This window comes from Rhizobium sp. 05L429, from assembly GCF_056397645.1.
The window spans coordinates 189,549-205,194 of record NZ_JBFTNV010000010.1 but is presented as its reverse complement, the minus strand read 5'-3'; the positions used below and the strand labels follow the sequence as shown (position 1 = coordinate 205,194).

The 15,646-nt window shown below is 53.4% G+C and carries 14 protein-coding genes; 3 read left to right on the top strand and 11 right to left on the bottom strand.

The genetic code is table 11. The annotated features are described in order from the left end of the window. Window positions 1–239, bottom strand: a 239-nt coding sequence (locus AC1DNW_RS13445; protein ID WP_477853122.1) for a hypothetical protein, incomplete at its 3' end; no start/stop codon positions are given. A 22-nt stretch (window positions 240–261) separates the two neighbouring features. Then, window positions 262–2,283, bottom strand: a complete 2,022-nt coding sequence (locus AC1DNW_RS13440) for an AMP-binding protein (RefSeq protein ID WP_477853121.1) — start codon at window positions 2,281–2,283, stop codon at window positions 262–264. Between the two features lie 1,042 nt (window positions 2,284–3,325). On the opposite strand from AC1DNW_RS13440, the gene AC1DNW_RS13435 reads away from it, so the two are divergent. After that, a complete protein-coding gene (locus AC1DNW_RS13435) occupies window positions 3,326–4,954 on the top strand; it encodes a cyclic peptide export ABC transporter (RefSeq protein ID WP_477853119.1) in 1,629 nt (542 codons plus the stop codon). 488 nt (window positions 4,955–5,442) lie between these two features. Here the strand turns inward: AC1DNW_RS13435 and AC1DNW_RS13430 are convergent, their stop codons facing one another. From AC1DNW_RS13430 to AC1DNW_RS13405, 6 genes are all read right to left on the bottom strand, one after another. Then, window positions 5,443–6,123, bottom strand: a complete 681-nt coding sequence (locus tag AC1DNW_RS13430; RefSeq protein WP_477853117.1) for a ceramidase domain-containing protein — start codon at window positions 6,121–6,123, stop codon at window positions 5,443–5,445. A 478-nt stretch (window positions 6,124–6,601) separates the two neighbouring features. Beyond that, window positions 6,602–7,705 (bottom strand): serine hydrolase domain-containing protein, encoded by a 1,104-nt coding sequence (locus AC1DNW_RS13425; RefSeq protein WP_477853115.1) that lies wholly within the window; start codon window positions 7,703–7,705, stop codon window positions 6,602–6,604. Between the two features lie 750 nt (window positions 7,706–8,455). After that, on the bottom strand, window positions 8,456–9,043 hold the full coding sequence (locus AC1DNW_RS13420) for a hypothetical protein (protein WP_477853114.1): 588 nt from the start codon (window positions 9,041–9,043) through the stop codon (window positions 8,456–8,458). 178 nt (window positions 9,044–9,221) lie between these two features. After that, window positions 9,222–9,689 (bottom strand): transposase, encoded by a 468-nt coding sequence (locus AC1DNW_RS13415; protein ID WP_477853112.1) that lies wholly within the window; start codon window positions 9,687–9,689, stop codon window positions 9,222–9,224. Window positions 9,690–10,018: 329 nt separating this feature from the next. Next, a complete protein-coding gene (locus tag AC1DNW_RS13410) occupies window positions 10,019–10,336 on the bottom strand; it encodes an RES family NAD+ phosphorylase (protein ID WP_477853110.1) in 318 nt (105 codons plus the stop codon). A 266-nt stretch (window positions 10,337–10,602) separates the two neighbouring features. Then, on the bottom strand, window positions 10,603–11,280 hold the full coding sequence (locus AC1DNW_RS13405) for a hypothetical protein (RefSeq protein WP_477853109.1): 678 nt from the start codon (window positions 11,278–11,280) through the stop codon (window positions 10,603–10,605). Window positions 11,281–11,836: 556 nt separating this feature from the next. Between AC1DNW_RS13405 and AC1DNW_RS13400 the strand changes: the two genes are divergently transcribed. Together AC1DNW_RS13400 and AC1DNW_RS13395 are read left to right on the top strand one after the other, a co-directional pair. Beyond that, complete coding sequence (locus AC1DNW_RS13400; protein WP_477853108.1) at window positions 11,837–12,046, top strand: hypothetical protein; 210 nt, start codon at window positions 11,837–11,839, stop codon at window positions 12,044–12,046. Between the two features lie 450 nt (window positions 12,047–12,496). Continuing rightward, a complete protein-coding gene (locus tag AC1DNW_RS13395) occupies window positions 12,497–13,210 on the top strand; it encodes an alanyl-tRNA editing protein (protein ID WP_477853106.1) in 714 nt (237 codons plus the stop codon). 22 nt (window positions 13,211–13,232) lie between these two features. Here AC1DNW_RS13395 and AC1DNW_RS13390 read toward each other — a convergent pair whose 3' ends face one another. The 3 genes from AC1DNW_RS13390 to AC1DNW_RS13380 all read right to left on the bottom strand — a co-directional run bounded on the left by AC1DNW_RS13390 (window position 13,233) and on the right by AC1DNW_RS13380 (window position 15,235). Next, complete coding sequence (locus AC1DNW_RS13390; protein ID WP_477853104.1) at window positions 13,233–13,742, bottom strand: FCD domain-containing protein; 510 nt, start codon at window positions 13,740–13,742, stop codon at window positions 13,233–13,235. Window positions 13,743–13,849: 107 nt separating this feature from the next. Next, complete coding sequence (locus AC1DNW_RS13385) at window positions 13,850–14,584, bottom strand: GntR family transcriptional regulator (protein WP_477853102.1); 735 nt, start codon at window positions 14,582–14,584, stop codon at window positions 13,850–13,852. Window positions 14,585–14,812: 228 nt separating this feature from the next. Further along, window positions 14,813–15,235, bottom strand: a complete 423-nt coding sequence (locus tag AC1DNW_RS13380) for a hypothetical protein (protein ID WP_477853101.1) — start codon at window positions 15,233–15,235, stop codon at window positions 14,813–14,815. Between the last annotated feature and the right edge of the window lie 411 nt (window positions 15,236–15,646).

The following is a 15,646-nucleotide window of genomic DNA, read 5'->3' as shown; positions in this document are numbered from 1 at the left end:
GACAATGCCCGTTCCAGAACGTCGATCCGTAACGGGCCGCTTAAACACATCGCTGCCGAGATGATATACGCGGAACTGCCAGGCTCCAGTTGATCCAAAAACAGCAATTGCTCTTGCGCGAACGAAATTTCTTTCACACGCCGTTTGTTTGCTAAATCACGTARCCTTGAGACGAGAAGTGGATCGATTTTCTTCTCGGCAATAAGTTTCGCAATTTGCTCTTTAAAAGTTGTTCGCATCGACAGTTAGTCCGGCTTGCTTTTAAGTTGACGATGCAAAAAGCACGGCCTTGATTTCATCATCAGTGAGCGTATCCAAAATCGTCTCGATGTCCTCACCCGGGACCGTGGATTCGGGCGCCGGAGCAGATTGTGCACTGGCCACGTAAGTTGCGATGTCAGCAATTGCAGTTCTGTCGAGAAAAATATCGATGGGCAGAACAACGTCAAATCGTTCGTCAATCAAATGAGCAATCTTCATTGCCTCTATTGAATCGAGTCCAATGTCGCTAACCAACGATTCTGGCGCTATTTCAGATGAATCCAGACGAAGAACTCTAGTGATTTCGCCCAAAAGAAACTCCAACACCGTACTGGCGGCAGGTGTGGATTCCATTCCCAACGGCTTAAACGTATTTGACCAGCCATCCACAATTGCTAATTGATCGTTCAGATACCTCGTGCGACATTCGTTGCGTTGAACTTTGCCGCTTGTAGTCACAGGCATAGTGCCAAACCGTATAAATAGGATTCTATCGGCTTTTATTTGATGGCGTCGAGAAAGGCCGCCACGGATCTTCTTAAATAACTCCGGATCTATGCGTTTCAGGCGCGGCGGATATTCGCAAACAATAGCAAGCTTTTCCTGATTATCTTCAAAGAACGAAAATGCCGCGACGAGAATATTCCCGAGTTCAGTAGAGCTCTCCCTAACTGTATTCTCAAGCTGGGAAGGCGAGTAATTGACGCCCCGAATTATAACCAGATCCTTTACTCTACCCGTCACAAAAAGCTCGGTCTCGATCATAAAGCCCAAGTCCCCCGTTCGCAGGAACGTCTTTTCGGGAACGAACGCCAGGGAGTTGCGGAATACCTGATCGCTTTCAACTGCTTTGCCCCAATATCCGCGTGACACACTTGGAGCACTCACCCAAATTTCGCCGACCTCTCCAAGTGAGCAACTTTGTCTCGATACCGGATCCACTATTTCAACATGACAATTAACCAAAGGACTTCCGCAACTGACATAATTGCCTTCGGAAGCCGGTAAAGACGGCCGCATTTTTTTTATCCTGCCGCTGACCATAACGGTGGCTTCCGCGAGGCCATAAGAAGGACGAAGCGCTCGGCTGTTGAATTTTGCCTTGGCGAAAATGGAAGAAAAGCGCTCCAGCGTTGTGACACTAACCGGTTCGGCACCGACACATGCGACACGCCAGCTTGACAGATCCAGGTCGTCTAAATCGCTATCAACAAGTTTCTGGTTACACAATTCGAAACCAAAATTCGGACCACCACTCGCGGTGCCCCGGTACCGAGAAATAGTTTCTAACCACAGGCGCGGACGTTTCATTACCTGTGCTGAGTTCAACATTATCCCTTGAGCGCCAAGCCAAAGGGGCATTAACAGCCCGCCGACAAGTCCCATATCGTGGTTGGGGGGTAACCAAGAGACGAATATCTCTTGGTCTGTGAACGAAAACGCCTCGGCTATCGCAGCGCAATTTGAACTCAAGTTTCGATGGTCAATCACAACACCTTTTGGAAGCGCGGTGGAGCCTGAAGTATATTGAATATAGAAAATTTCCTCTGAACAATTTGCCTTCAATAAAACGTCGCCGCGACCGCTCAAATCGGGTGTATGGTCGATATCCAGCAGCGTAACATCAATCTCAAGTTCTTGTTTGATCGCAGCCACAAGATCTGGTGAATTTCTCTCATTTTTACAAATTATCACCTTGGCTTTACTGTCGCTCACTATCGACATGAAGATTTTATCGGTGCGACCAAAACGCGGTTTCAACACGGGGATGGCTCCCACATTCGCCATGGCGCATCCAAGAAACGCTACTATAAACTCAATTCCTAGAGGCAGATTTAATAGGGCCTGCTCACCAGGAAACCCCTTCTCAACCAGCGTAGCCGCCACGTCTTCGGCTTTTCGATAAAGTTCGGAATAGCTTATGGTCCTGACGAGACCGTTTTCAAGAATTTGTTGGAAAGCGAGATAATCTGGTTTGCTTTCTGCATGCCTAGCGAAAAGCGAGAGAAAATTATCGCTCATACTTTTACCTCTGCTTGGGGCTCTTAAGGACGTAACGCCTGGGTGCCGGCCGCGAACAATTTCCTATAAAATAGTGCGAAGCCCACACCATCCCGCTCGCGAGAAAGCCCCGACACAAATTCACGTCGTGATATCTAAGGATGTTCGAAAAGTTAGACCTGGGATAAATGAACCCATGCAAATACCGGCCAAGAATATCTGAAATGAGATTTGCATATCTTAATTTATACTGCACCAGTACGGGGCTATATTGTGAGGAACACCTCAATTCTGTCTCCGCTGGTTGCAAGCCGCAAATCATAATTTTGTATCAAAGACGAACATCAGAAACCAAATTATCGGCCATTTCAGCCTACAGTCGTTTCTTCTTAAAGTAAAWATGCTGCGGATATACCAGCGCAACGGGAGAGAACCCTGATCCGCTCCTGTCCTTTCGAGCAAAGCGCTCACCGGACCGTTCGACGTCGTTGCTCACGCGCGCGCCACGGAGGGCGGTCAAACCTGCTCCAGCGGATCTGGCTGCAAAAAGCTGCCGGTCACCGCTAAACACTTGCCGGGCATCGAGGCGCTTACCCGCGTGCAAAAACACGGGAAATGTGGCGATATCCGCGCCATATGACGCCCGCTCAGCGGAAGAAACTCATCACGGATCCTATGCAAGGCCTTCAACAAAATCTCGTCCTACCAGAACAAGGTCGAGATCGCCTTCCATAGAGGTGGCATTTACCGGAAACGTTGATCGTGTTCCATATCGCAGAGGGGCGATACCGGCTACGCTTCCGGCATTTCGCCCTTTTATGAGCGGGTGCATGCCGTATCAGTCTGCAAAGGGTTGCCGATCCATCGTGAGTGTGGTTTCTTATTATGCATCTCTTCCGTGTGAGTTCGGATTTCGCATCCGAGGAGTGAGAGTCACAGGGCGCGCAGTATTTTATGGCTCCAAATACATGACAATCATATGGAGGAAGAGACTTGAAGCCGCGATCGAAAGTCTAAACACTTAAATAAACCCATCTTTCCATTATGACCTTACGGTGAAAATATGAATTTGGTGTGGAATCTCGCAAGACATTCACCTTACCTGTTTGCGGTCTCAATTCTAATTAACGCTATTAGCGCGATTGCTGGAATGGCAGCCATAGCGTGCATATTTTACGCTACTGATATTTACTATCATACGTTTTCTCTATTTATCATCTTCAGTATTATTTCAATTGTATCTCGATTTGTCGCAGATTATCTAATTTCCATGATCGGACGGACATTTATAGCGGGGATCAAGATTGAACTTACGGAAGGGCTGATAAACACGAAGTTGCCAACCATTGAGAAAATTGGACTTTCTCACTTAACGACGGCGTTTATCCTCGACATATCAAAGATTGGCGCTGCTGTAAGCGGGATACTTGTTGCACTCTCAAACACCTTCATGGCCGCGGCCTGTCTACTGTATTTATTTTACCTGTCATGGGCTGCATCTATATTTGTGACTATCTCAATCCCGGTTGGCGTAGCACTTTATTACGTTCTATCCCAACGGGGCGGCAGAAATATATTTAAAACCATTCAACATGTTGAATTGCTCAACAACCTTTTCGCGTCAATTGTTCAAGGGATTAGCCAAGTCAAACTCATTCGTGCAGCCCGAGAACGGGTCCGCGCAGATAGTTACAAGGAAGTAGCGGACATCGATGCGAGTTTTAGTGTCGGCTACAGATGGTTTTCGCTGTCCGAGCGCGCGATACAATTGCTCTCGTATACCATCCTGGGGGCAACCGCGTTTTTCATCATGTCGCAGAGTCCCCAAGCGGCAATTCTCCAATATTGCATTGTGCTCATTTATCTTTTTGGTCCATTGTTGAGCATTGTGCAAATTCTTCCAAGTGTCGTAGAGGCCGATGTGGCTCTCGCGCGGGTAAAGAACATTGCTCAACCTCTTAGCCAAGCTAGCCGCCCCGCAGACGGCACGCCCAGACAGCAACCAGAATTGGATGGAAGTTTCGAGTTGTCGTTCGAAAATGTTTCGTACTTATACGAGAGCGAAACGTCGACTTCGCAAAGTAACTTTGCGATAAACGGGATGTCGTTTAAAGTCCGATCCGGTGAAATAGTTTTTATTGTGGGCGGGAACGGTAGTGGCAAGACGACAACAGCCAAGCTCTTGACAGGTTTGTATATGCCGAACAGCGGCGAAGTGCGGCTGAACGGCGTAGTGATCCAAAATGACAATTTGCCTTGGTATTCCGAACATTTTTGTGCGACTTTTCAGGATCACTTCCTATTTGAATGGATGATTCCTGCTCGCGCTGCACACGATCCCAGTAAAGCTGACGAATGGCTGCGGCGCTTAGATCTGGTCGACCGATTTGATCTCTCTAAGATCACGAATGAAACGTTAGCTCAGCTTTCAGTTGGAGAACGACGCCGCGTCGCGCTGCTTATCTCGATCCTGAATGACCGCCCAGTATACGTGTTTGACGAGTGGGCAGCAGATCAACAACCCGAGATGCGAACATATTTTTACGAGGTTGTAATCGAAGAACTTCGAGCAAGCGGTAAACTTGTAGTAGTTATAACCCACGACGACCGCTATTTTGGAATAGCGGATAAGGTGATGAGATTAGAACGCGGAAAGCGCCCTCTTGTGGTACATAGTAAGGTTTTGGCCTGAAACCCGCGCATAGCGGATTTCGCTAGCCTAGGCCAGTGAAGGCTTGGTTTGGGTAGAGTGCATGTAGGCCATTGGCGACTTGCCTATGATGGCTTGCGCAAGAACCTCGTTGCGCTTCGCCCTGTTCTCGTGTGAGCGTCGGTAATGTCAGGGACGAATACCATTATGTCGCTCTCGAAAGTTGCTGCAGATCCATTTTGCGATTGGATCGGTCGGCAATCGCCGCTCTTATACGCGCGTTATTGGGCGACAAGCAAACGGCGATCACCTTAACGTACTTCATTGCGGCGCCGTGCCGGTCTTCTTCCTGAGCTAGGATTGGCGGTAGCGTCGGCCAGCGGCAGCGTGTAGCGTCTCGACTAGACAATGACTTGACTTCGGGAATTCGAGCATGCGCCAACCCGAGTCTGCCCCCGTCGCGGGGCCGCGGTCGCCTCGTGTTAAAGTCGAGGCGATGGCATGCTCACAGCAGCTGCTTTTTGCGATCGTTATACTGCGGAGCTCCCCAGGAGCCGTCTGCGCGTCGACTTCTCGGAAGTGGCATCTAGAAGGAAGAAAATCGCTACTCCCGTAAAGATGTGCCATAAGAAATGCGTTCCCGTCGGGATGACGGAGCAGTAGGTTAGATCGATCGTTCTGAAAATCAGGGCTGCTGCAAGACTAAAACTTCCCGCCGCTAGTTTCCGCCATGCCAGATGTCCTCGAAGGAAAAGCAGAGCCGCGAAAAGCATCGCGACAACGAGGGCCGGCGTGTACTCAACTGACCCATGTGTATTCATATAAACTGAGAGCGGCACTTCAGTCAGCAACATGTAGCTTAGCATGACTATCGCTAAAAGGACGGCTGAGGCTTTGACCCAAGACAAACCAAAGAAGTGGCGCAGAGAATAAAGTATATACAAAACAACGAAAGTCCATATCGGAATGAGGTCGGCATATCGAGACCAGCTGACGGCAAGAATGTGAAACAGTGTCGATCCGATGCCTATCAAGACGGCAAGACACCCTAGGGTTTTGGCAAAGTAATCACCTTTTATACTCTTTTGACGCCCGAGAAATATAAAGCMAACTATAAAGTAAATAAAATTAGAAATTGTGTTAACGGGTTCAGCGAGGTAGCTTTGAGATAGTCGCTCGCAGTATAAATCAACGTGGCTCCAAGTATCCATCTTTTTCTCCCATTTTGTGAGGTTGTTGTATTGCGATATGACTGATGATGCGTAACCATTTGATGTCTGCCTGTCTGGTCTGTTTGTCGTTCAGCGTCTTGCAACTTTCGAAAGTTGATCCTCATCAGGCCAGCGCTATTTGAACAGGAACGCTCCACTCTTTAGCCTTCTCTACACCGTTTGCTCTAATTCCTCCGTAGAGATCGCATACGATTTGGAAATCTCAATCACTGTTGAAATGGTCCGAATTCAGCGAGATCGATTTCTTTGCATGTTGCTCCTGTAAGGATAGTTGATGCGCCATAGACGCGATCGTCTCAGTAGGGCCTGCAATCTGGAAGCGCGTTCATGTCCGTGTTGAGCTAAGAATGAAGTCGGTCAGACCAGCATTGAAGGTATTCGGAATATCTCAGATGATTTTGTCCGAGACTAAGGCTTGCGCCTGTTTCTTACCCATGAAGGGTGAATGAGCAGGAAGTCAGGTGGCCGCTGTAAGGCTCGGCAGAAACATTTCGTACAACAATGCAGCAGGTGCTCTCCACTGGTCAGGAGAATCGTAATTGCCGGCGGTAACGGCGAGGACGAAGTCAAGGTCAGGGAAAACAAACAGCCGCTGTCCGCCATTGCCGATTGCGGCCACGAAATGCTCGCCATAGGTTCCCGACTTGTATGTTAGGGCTTCCTCGCCCACGTACCAAAGATACCCGTAGCGCAGTCCCGGCCAGCCGATATCGACCATGGCGGCGGGCCGAAAGCTTTCGTCGAGCCAGGATTTGGACACTATGGAGCGGCCCTGCCATTCGCCACCGTTTATTATCATCTGCCCGATCCGGGCGAGCGAACGCGGCGTCAGCCGCAGTCCCGATGCAGCCGACGCTTCGCCGTCCTCGCCATGGATCCACTCCATGGCTTCGACACCCAGAGGAGCAAACAACTTCTCATTGGCGAATTCCGGTAGGGTTTGGCCAGCGCCTCGCTCAATAATCTTGCCAAGCAGCGCCACAGACCCGCCGCTGTAGATCCATCCCCGTCCGGGCTCGGCAAGGATCGGGCGCTCGAGGATAAACCGATAACGATCGGGCGCCTGTTCCATCGCAATTTCGCTGTTGGTAGGATCGGTATAGGGCGCATTTTCGTTCCACTCCATAGCGAGTGTCATCGTCAAGGCATGTCGGATAGTCACTCGCCTACGCTGTGGGTCGCCGGCAAGATCGGAGAATTCCGGAAACTGCGTCACGATTGGCTCATCCAGCGCCGGTACGCGCCCCTCGTCGAGTGCGATACCATAGAGCAGACCGACTAGGCTTTTGGTCACAGACCTAATGTCGTGGAGCACGTCCGGCCCAAATTCGACAACATCGAGAGGCTGTCCCCACTTCATGTCGTTGCCGTCAATATAACGCTCAAAAGCAATCTGGCCGCCGCGAAGGGCCACCACCCCATGCAGGCCAACAAGCTTCCCACTTTTCTCCAGATCATCAAAGCGCGTTACTAGATCGGACTTGAATTTTGCCGGGTGCGAAGCAGCAGTCCGCCGGTCGGTATGCGTTTCACCTGCTTTGGCCGGTGTCATGCTACCCATTATGGTGCTCCCTCGTACTAGTGCTTCTCTTTGCGATTTTTTGCGGTCATTGGCATGTTGTCAATTCGGCGATGCGATAGACCGGCTTTCAGCTGCGCGCGACGCTCAATCGACGCTGATCGCTTTCGCGAGGGGGGCCTGGCCGCACACGCGTGGCCGTGCCTCTTCGCAGCTCTCAGGTCGACATGTGTTTCTCGGACCGAATCGCAGTTGAATTCCGCCAGTGTTTTAAACATGTGGAAGGCTAGAGGGCGGCCGCGTGATGTTCTGGTGTCTTTCGTCGGATCCGGCCGAGCGGTTTTCGCCACCGATGCCGTGTCCTTGAATAGATTCCCTCTGCCAGCAGCGCGCAAACCGTCGAGTTGCAAGGCCGTATTCTCATTGTTGTTCGAGACCCTCACATAGCCCGTGGCACTCATGGAATGAGACATATCCGGTTTCGCTTTCAAGACGAACGATGTCTCATATGGCTTTAAATGGCAAGCTTTGCGGGAAAAAACGATGAATGCAACACAAGTTCATTCGCCCGTATCCATGGTTGCCCCAGGTGTTTTTGATGGATCTAAATTTGAAATGCGTGAATAGACTCGTCAATCGATTGCTTCGTATCGGTCACTTGCAACAATATTGATAGTTGACGCCTCAGTTCACTTTCGTTCTTCGCATGTCAATCCCTAACAAACCCGATAGACTAGTGATCCTCGGGTCATAACATGGCGATCGAAACGCGGGTGGCCGGATGCCAACGCTCTAGGAAATATCGAAACGCCGAAGCATTTTGGCAAGCGCGAGATTTTCCTGACGCAGGCGGGCAGCGAGTAAGATCTTAAGGCGACGGTTCTCTGCCTCGAGCAAGACCAACTCGTCCATCGCTTTATTAACGTCGTGTGGGCGAAGCAGATTCGCTCGGGATTTTTTATGACTGTTCGATATCGACTCTGAAGTGTCCGCACGCCGGTTTGATGCCTCGACCGGTGACGCCAATTCTGCTTCGTCTCTTGTGGGCTCGTTCCCCTGAGGGTCGTCGACCGGTACGGTCGCAGTGTCCTGCTGTCCAACCCAAATGGGCTCAATAGCGTCGAGAGTCGCTGGCGGAGCAAGGTGCCGGTCAAAGGTCTTAGCCTCTGGCAATGTCAGCGCTGGCGTTATCGAAGCCGCGCTTCGTTCATCGAGGTCATCAGACGGCGTATCGGCCGGAAAAAGATGGGACGCCTCGTCTTGGACCTCGCGCGCCAGCGCTTTCAGATCGGTGCTGCCCCAGAGCGAGCGGGCGCTCCCCTTGGCCTGGCGCCGGGTCGATTTGATCTCGACAACGAATTGTCGTCGCGGCATTCTCATTGAGAGCCAATCTTTCTATTTATTTTGAGTTTGCTTGGGTTCATTTCACTAGATCATCGGGCCGACGTCGATGCGAACGTTMTGCGCTTTGTTGTTCGTATCCCGTCCATAAATCGGCCGACCGCCCGGTGAGTGTCGCCTCTCTCGAAGAAAGTGCACTACGTTTTGTGTAGGAGCGCTAGTCGAGTCCGAGGCGGCGGCGCAGGTCGGCGTTTTCCGAGCGCAGTTTCTCAGCCAGAAGCTTGCGGAGTCTCTGATTTTCCTCTTCCAGCGCGAGGAGATCGGCAAACTCGTCGCTCGCCGGCGCAGGTGCCGTTTCGTCCCTCGGAATTACAGCCGGGGACGGGTGGTCAGTGTGTTTCCAATTGCGGTAGGTCTGTTCGGAGATGCCGGCCTTGATAACTGCGTCCTTCAGCGTCGACTTACGGCCGTGGATGTCGCTTTCGATTGCAGCCAATATCTCGGCCTTTTCCTCATCATTGTATTTTTTCTGCTTGGTGGGTGCGGCCTTCGGCACACTTGTCTCGACCGCAGGATTGAGAAGTTGAGCCGGCTTCTTGTCGCGCCGGGGCGTTCTCGACTTCTTTGTCTCTATGGTGTCTGCCGGGGCAGTCTCGGCTAGGGCCGTCGAATTCTCGTTTGCCATCGATGTGTCCTCTCGATTTCCCTCTTGTTCTCGACGCAAAAGGTAAGGGAGTCAACACGATGACCGTTCTGCGCTCTTCCATTCTCCCCTTCGGCACCCGCCGCTGCAAGTTCGGCTCCCGACTGAAACAGAAGTTGCCCATGCCCGGCTTTTGTAGCTGGCAAGACCRTGGCCAAGATGGGTAGACGGAAAGGATGGGAGAGCCCTGGAAAGAAAGCGGGCCGCTCGTGGCTATTGGGCGCGATGTCCAACAGATGAGCGCCTCCGATGTACGGGCTCCTCAAAGGGCGCAAGGCCGCACCTGGAGCCTGTTGTGTGCGCAGACGCTCTCAAGGCGACAGGCCGACACCATAGCGTTCTCCAATCCGCCAGAACCATTCTTGGTCAAGATCGGTCTCGCGCGCAGCCTCGTCAATCGCATCCGCAGCGCGCCCGTAAAGTGCAAAGCAAAGCTCAGTATCATCGTGGCGTGCGTAATAGGCGATCCCGTCAAAGGAGAGCCGGTGTTTTGACAGTTCCAGGGACCAGGACTGGGGTATGTCATAAGGCAGGCTGCCATGCGGTACTTCCGGCGTTGCGCCAAGCTTTGCCAATCCCGCCCCGGCAAGCCGCACGAGCGTCAGCGGTCGCTTCGCGATCAGCCGCACATAGGCCCTTGCGCTGAAGGAATTCGATATCGATAAGCGTGCGTCCCGGCGTCCCGAGAAAAGTCTCAGCGAAGGCGCCGGCAATCTCCTGAGCTGCGTTTAACATACCGTACGAGCCATCCGGCGCATTGAAACGACCAAGATCCGATCTGTCGAAAAAGATGGGATGGTAGTCAGCGGTATAGAAGCGGTGCAAACTTTCCCCCTCAGGGAGCTGGACTAGCTCCGGACACGCTGCGCGAGGTCGTCCGGCGGCCGTGGAGCGCTCACGCGCCCTGCTCGCCATATCGGCGAGCAGCCTCGATGACAATGCTCTCCTGTCCGGACTTCAGGAGGTCGATCGGCTTCATGTTAGCAAGGCGGGAGTCGGGCTGCGCCAGAAAGTTCAAAAGCGTCCACGGATTGCCGCTTCGAAGCGCCTCGCGGACGGCTTTCAGCCCAGGAACGATCGTGCCATCTCGATTAAATTGCAKCGTCGGATAGCTTCTGCGGTTACTTGGCCCGGGTACAGCAAGCAGCGCACCCTCCTGAACGCGTTTGTCCACCGCCTGGCGCGAGATGCCTCGCATCAGTGTGCGAACCTGGTCCAGGTCATAGGCCCCGCCGGCTGCCCGCAGGTCGTCTTCCGCGATCCGGATGCCTGCCAACAGCGCGCGACTGCGGGCATCCGGCTCGAAGGCCGACTTGTCAAAGAGAGCCGGCTTGCTTGCGGACCGGCGCCGACCGGTCGTTGCTTCCGCCACCCGGGCAATACGCCCGCCCCCGGCCTGGTGGATCTTGCGGATCGATTCCGGCTTGGACGATACGATGGCGACCTCTGCACCGGCGGGCAGTTCGAAGCCCGAAAGCGCCTTGATGGGATCACCCTTAATCATGAACATCGTCACGACATCCGAGTTGCTTTCCCGTCGGTGTTTTGCCTTGCCGCGCGCCTGGTCAGTCATATGCGTGATCTCCAATTACAGCAAAAGTAGTGACTGATGCAACTTTGTCAACGTCGTCAATTAAAGCAACTCGCCCGCATCGTCTTCAACGCGAGCACGTCGCCGGGGGACGTCACCGCTCCTTCAGCCGACAGCGCCCGGCAGTGCTTGCCCGGGAAGCGATGAGTGGCGTTTGGGAGGCAGAAAATGCCTGGTCGCCTGCAGTTCGCCTCCTGTTGACATGTGCATAGCCGCGTTGCGAAAGCGGCTTTTGTTATTAGCGCTGAAATGCAGTAACACATGCGCCATGTTGACGGCCTGCCGATTGGTCGGTGTTTGCTGTCGATAGCACCACGCGGGCGCTCCCTGATCAGGTCGAGCGCCCGTTCTGTTTGCGCCAGCTGCGTGGGCTTCAAGGATGCTCGATCAATGCGTCACCAAGAGGGAAAGGTGGCGCTTTCCCCTCTCCCCGACAAGCGGAAAATCGGACTCCCGATCCTTCCTGGCCTGCGGTCGCTGCAGGACTGGCGGCGGTTTGCCGCCAGCGTCATGCGTGGGCGCTTTAACGGGCGAGCCCATGATCAGCCTCAACGCGGAATATCCGCGCGCTGTCATCAGCTTCGAGCATAGGGCCAAGGGCACGCCATTCAAGAGTTCGATGAAGATGATCTTCGTCGGGGTCAATGACGCAGACGACGCCAGCCGTTATCGTGCAATAACGAAGGAACCCGCTGCCATCGTCACCACGCGACCGCACCATTCGGTTAGGCTCTGGGAGTCGAAGTGAGCGCCAAGAAACGGTGCAGCATATCGAAGCTTCGCACCGTGCCGCGCCAATAGACCGCGTTTACTGCCAGTACAAGCTAGCGTGGAAAGAAATTCGACCAAGTCGCGGCGAGCGGTCACAACCTCCTCATTTCCGTCGATACCAAAGCCACAGCATGGAAGATCCATTCGCAATCGTCCAATAGATACGCGAAAGAATTTCCCCGAGCGTTTTCGMGGAAGAATGTTCGGAGAAATAAAGCTCGATTTCGCTGATGCGCGAATGTGCCCGCCGTCGTGCTCATTTGAAAAACTTACAATGATTCAAAGAAATGTCAGTATCCGGCTACTAGAAAAGCAATTCATCCCGCTGGATAATTTTTGTTTGATTGTGACGGACTCTTCAGAATTTAATCCGTTTAGCCCTCCCTATATTTGACCGACTCGGCTCCTGCCGAGGATTAGAGATGTAATGGCAACGACTCTGGCGTTTCTGCAGGATCCCTACCGCGTCGAAACCGAAGCCTTGGTCCTGTCGCGGCGAGGCGATCACCTTGTGCTCGATCGATCCGTCTTTTTCCCGGGCATCGGCGTCTCGCCAGCCGATCGCGGTAGCCTGGTGTTGGGGGACCTGCGCGAAGTGAAGGTGCGCCGCAGCCATTGGCGGGGAGATAAGTCGGGCATTCTCGAGCACTCTTGCGAAGATCTTCCGGACCAGATGGGTCCCGGATCAAAGGTTGTCGCAAAAATCGACTGGATCCCACGCTACGCGGCGATGCGGGTCCATACCGCCCTTCATCTTGTCTCCGTCGCGCTGCCCTATCCGATGATCGATGAGAGGGTAGACGCCGGTCGAGGGAGCGTCACCTTCTCGGTCGATGTCACCGGTGTCGGTGCCGGCGAGCTCGAAAGCGTGCTACGGGATCTGGTGCGCCGGAATCTGCCGGTCGAGGCAGGATGGATTCCACCGCCATTGCACGATCTGCGGCTCAACACGCGGTCATTCGAATGGCCCGGATCGTCTGGCCATGTCCGGGCGATCAAGATCGGCGCCATTGACCAGCAGCCTTGCGACGGACTGCACGTGCGAAGCACCGGCGAAGTGGGCGAGGTGAGGATCACCGATCTTCGGCAGATCCATTCCAGACGCTATCGCTGCGAATTGCGCGTTTTGGAGACAGGCTGAGGACCGGACCGCGCAACGCATTTCAAGGTGGGGTGCGTACGACGAGATGGAGCCTCGCCTTGGATGGCTTCGGCGGGCGACCGTTGACGATATCACAGCGCCGTTGCAATCGCTCTGACAGGAGCGCGTACGCCCGATCTGCGAAATTGCCGACGAGCGCATCCATCAATTCTGAAGTCTCCTCGATAGCTTGATGGCAAAAGGCCGGCAGGAGATACTCCTGGAGGCGGAAATCATGCGTCCTTTCGAGAATTTCCCAATGCTGTCGCATGAGAGCGTGGTTTCCAGACAGGGAGCCGATCCTTTCATCCAGGCGCTCCTGGAAGGTCACGACCTCGACAGCAGAAGCATCGCCGACATATGGCCTTGCGTTCCAGTCGTTGATGACGGAAGGGGCACGCATCCCGGCAAGCGTGAACTCCGCTATGTTCTTCTCGATCGCGAAGCGCTGAAATGCATATTCGATCTCAAAGTCGTTCTGCAGGCGCCGGCCGTTTTCAATCGATCCGAATCCGTTGGAAAGCAGACTCATGGCGGCCATCCTCATTTCAATCTTGCAAGGCCCGACAATCGACCTCTGTCTATCAAGACATAGTCAGATCAGCCCAACGGCGGCTTCGGCTCGACTGGACCCGATCGTCACTCCAAGAGTGCGAGCCAATTCGCGCTGGCATCGCCCGAGCGAAGATTTCCTTCCTTTACGAGCTCGTAGAGGATTTCGGCCTTGCCCCTGAACTGCCGGTTGAGATTGGCGACTGCCCCCTTCGTGTCCTTCCTATCGAGGAATTCGACCAGTTCGCTCATGTCGGCGACAATCTGGCCGAAACGGTCTGGACGCTGCAGGTCGAGGTAACGGATGAAACTCGTACGGCTGTTGAACCCATGCACGACCTGCAGATATTTCCTGTTGCCGGCCATCCGAGCGACGCATTCGTAAAGTTCCTCGATAAAGTCCTTAAAGAACAGCGCGGGATCCGGGACCGCGGCAKAGCGCGACATCAGCGCCGGCTTCGCAGGAAGGCGAAGACGCGCCCTTGCGACAAGGTCCATATCCGTATCGATGATGTGGCGCAGGATTGTTAGCGCGAGGTCGTAATCCTCCGCGATTTCTTCGACATTCATGGGTTTCGAAAAATAGCCGCTCCCCGGAATGTTCAAAATGATGTCTTCGATCGCCAGATGAATCAACGCCTCGCGAACCGGAGTACGGCTCATGTTGAGACGGTGCGCGAGCAATCCGGCATCCAGTTTCGTATGCGCCGGYACCTTCTGTGAGACCAGCAGATTTTTAAGGCGCGCATAGACCTGCCCGGTCTTGAAGCGGTCCGGTGCTCCCCTGTCGTCCTTCCCATCATTGTCCTGATACATATACATCTGCCCCTCCAAGCCAGGTCGCCGTGCCAGGGCAAGATCCGAAGCTTTTTCACGCGGAGCGAACACCCTGGAAAACCGGTGGATGACCAAATGCTACCGCTGTCGTTTATGTGTGATGTGATGCAATCAATTGATATCGCCAACCGTCGGGCGTGAGTGGAACATAATACACGCTAGGGAAGTTGCAAAGTCACAATTTGTCGTGAGACAGGCGCGCTCGGGCGATTCCTACCGCTTGGCTTCCTGCTGCGGAAGTGTCGGTTGGGACAGTAAAATATCGATACGCTCCTGATACCACGCGATCTTTCGGTCCATCGCCGTTAGCGCGGCATCTTGCGAACACGTGTGCAACGCTGAGACGAGTTCGCCCATCAGATGGATGGTGTGCTGTGCGGTGTCGCTCGCCGCAAACAGGAATTCGCGAAAGGCGCGCGATCTCTCGTTGAAGGCCCAGATTTCACGGACCATGCGATTGTTTTCGGTCAACATCGTAATGCGATCATGAAGATGATCCTGAAATATCGTCAATTCCAGTTCCGTGCTGGGTGCCGGTGCCGCCGATCGGTTCATCTCAGCTTGCCGCAGGATTGCTGGAACGCGCAAGCCCGCGAACGTGAAGGCGGCAATGTCCTTGCGCAGCGCATATTTCATGAGAACGTGAGCGAAACCGAAATCGTCACGCGACATCTTGAGGGCGTCGTGCGAAGCACATTCAGGCGGTAGTTTCATTCCTGATCCCCCAAGGGAATACCTCGCCGGACGTTCGTTTGGAAAATCACCGGCCTAGGGTCTTATGTCTCCTCAGACCGGTCGCTTGCAAGCCTCTTTGCATGCATATTGAACGGAAGGGGCCTTGCGCCGCACCCGCTCTCCGTCAGGCAAGGCAATGACAGCCCACCGTTGACCGCGCCTCATAATCCGACGCCGCCATCCTCCGACGCCGCGATGGCCAAAATCTCATCATCGAAGCCGATATATTCGGATATATCGGCAATATATTCAACAACCAACTGAAAAAATTATGAAATATTCTTATATTGGCAATATAATTGGAATATATCT

Excerpts from the sequence above, each read along its gene's own strand:
- AC1DNW_RS13440 (WP_477853121.1), bottom strand. The coding sequence starts at position 2,283 with ATGAGCGATAATTTTCTCTCGCTTTTCGCTAGGCATGCAGAAAGCAAA.
- AC1DNW_RS13395 (WP_477853106.1), top strand. The coding sequence starts at position 12,497 with ATGGCAACGACTCTGGCGTTTCTGCAGGATCCCTACCGCGTCGAAACC.
- AC1DNW_RS13390 (WP_477853104.1), bottom strand. The coding sequence starts at position 13,742 with ATGAGTCTGCTTTCCAACGGATTCGGATCGATTGAAAACGGCCGGCGC.
- AC1DNW_RS13380 (WP_477853101.1), bottom strand. The coding sequence starts at position 15,235 with ATGAAATATGCGCTGCGCAAGGACATTGCCGCCTTCACGTTCGCGGGC.
- AC1DNW_RS13435 (WP_477853119.1), top strand. The coding sequence starts at position 3,326 with ATGAATTTGGTGTGGAATCTCGCAAGACATTCACCTTACCTGTTTGCG.
- AC1DNW_RS13420 (WP_477853114.1), bottom strand. The coding sequence starts at position 9,043 with ATGAGAATGCCGCGACGACAATTCGTTGTCGAGATCAAATCGACCCGG.
- AC1DNW_RS13400 (WP_477853108.1), top strand. The coding sequence starts at position 11,837 with ATGATCAGCCTCAACGCGGAATATCCGCGCGCTGTCATCAGCTTCGAG.
- AC1DNW_RS13425 (WP_477853115.1), bottom strand. The coding sequence starts at position 7,705 with ATGGGTAGCATGACACCGGCCAAAGCAGGTGAAACGCATACCGACCGG.
- AC1DNW_RS13415 (WP_477853112.1), bottom strand. The coding sequence starts at position 9,689 with ATGGCAAACGAGAATTCGACGGCCCTAGCCGAGACTGCCCCGGCAGAC.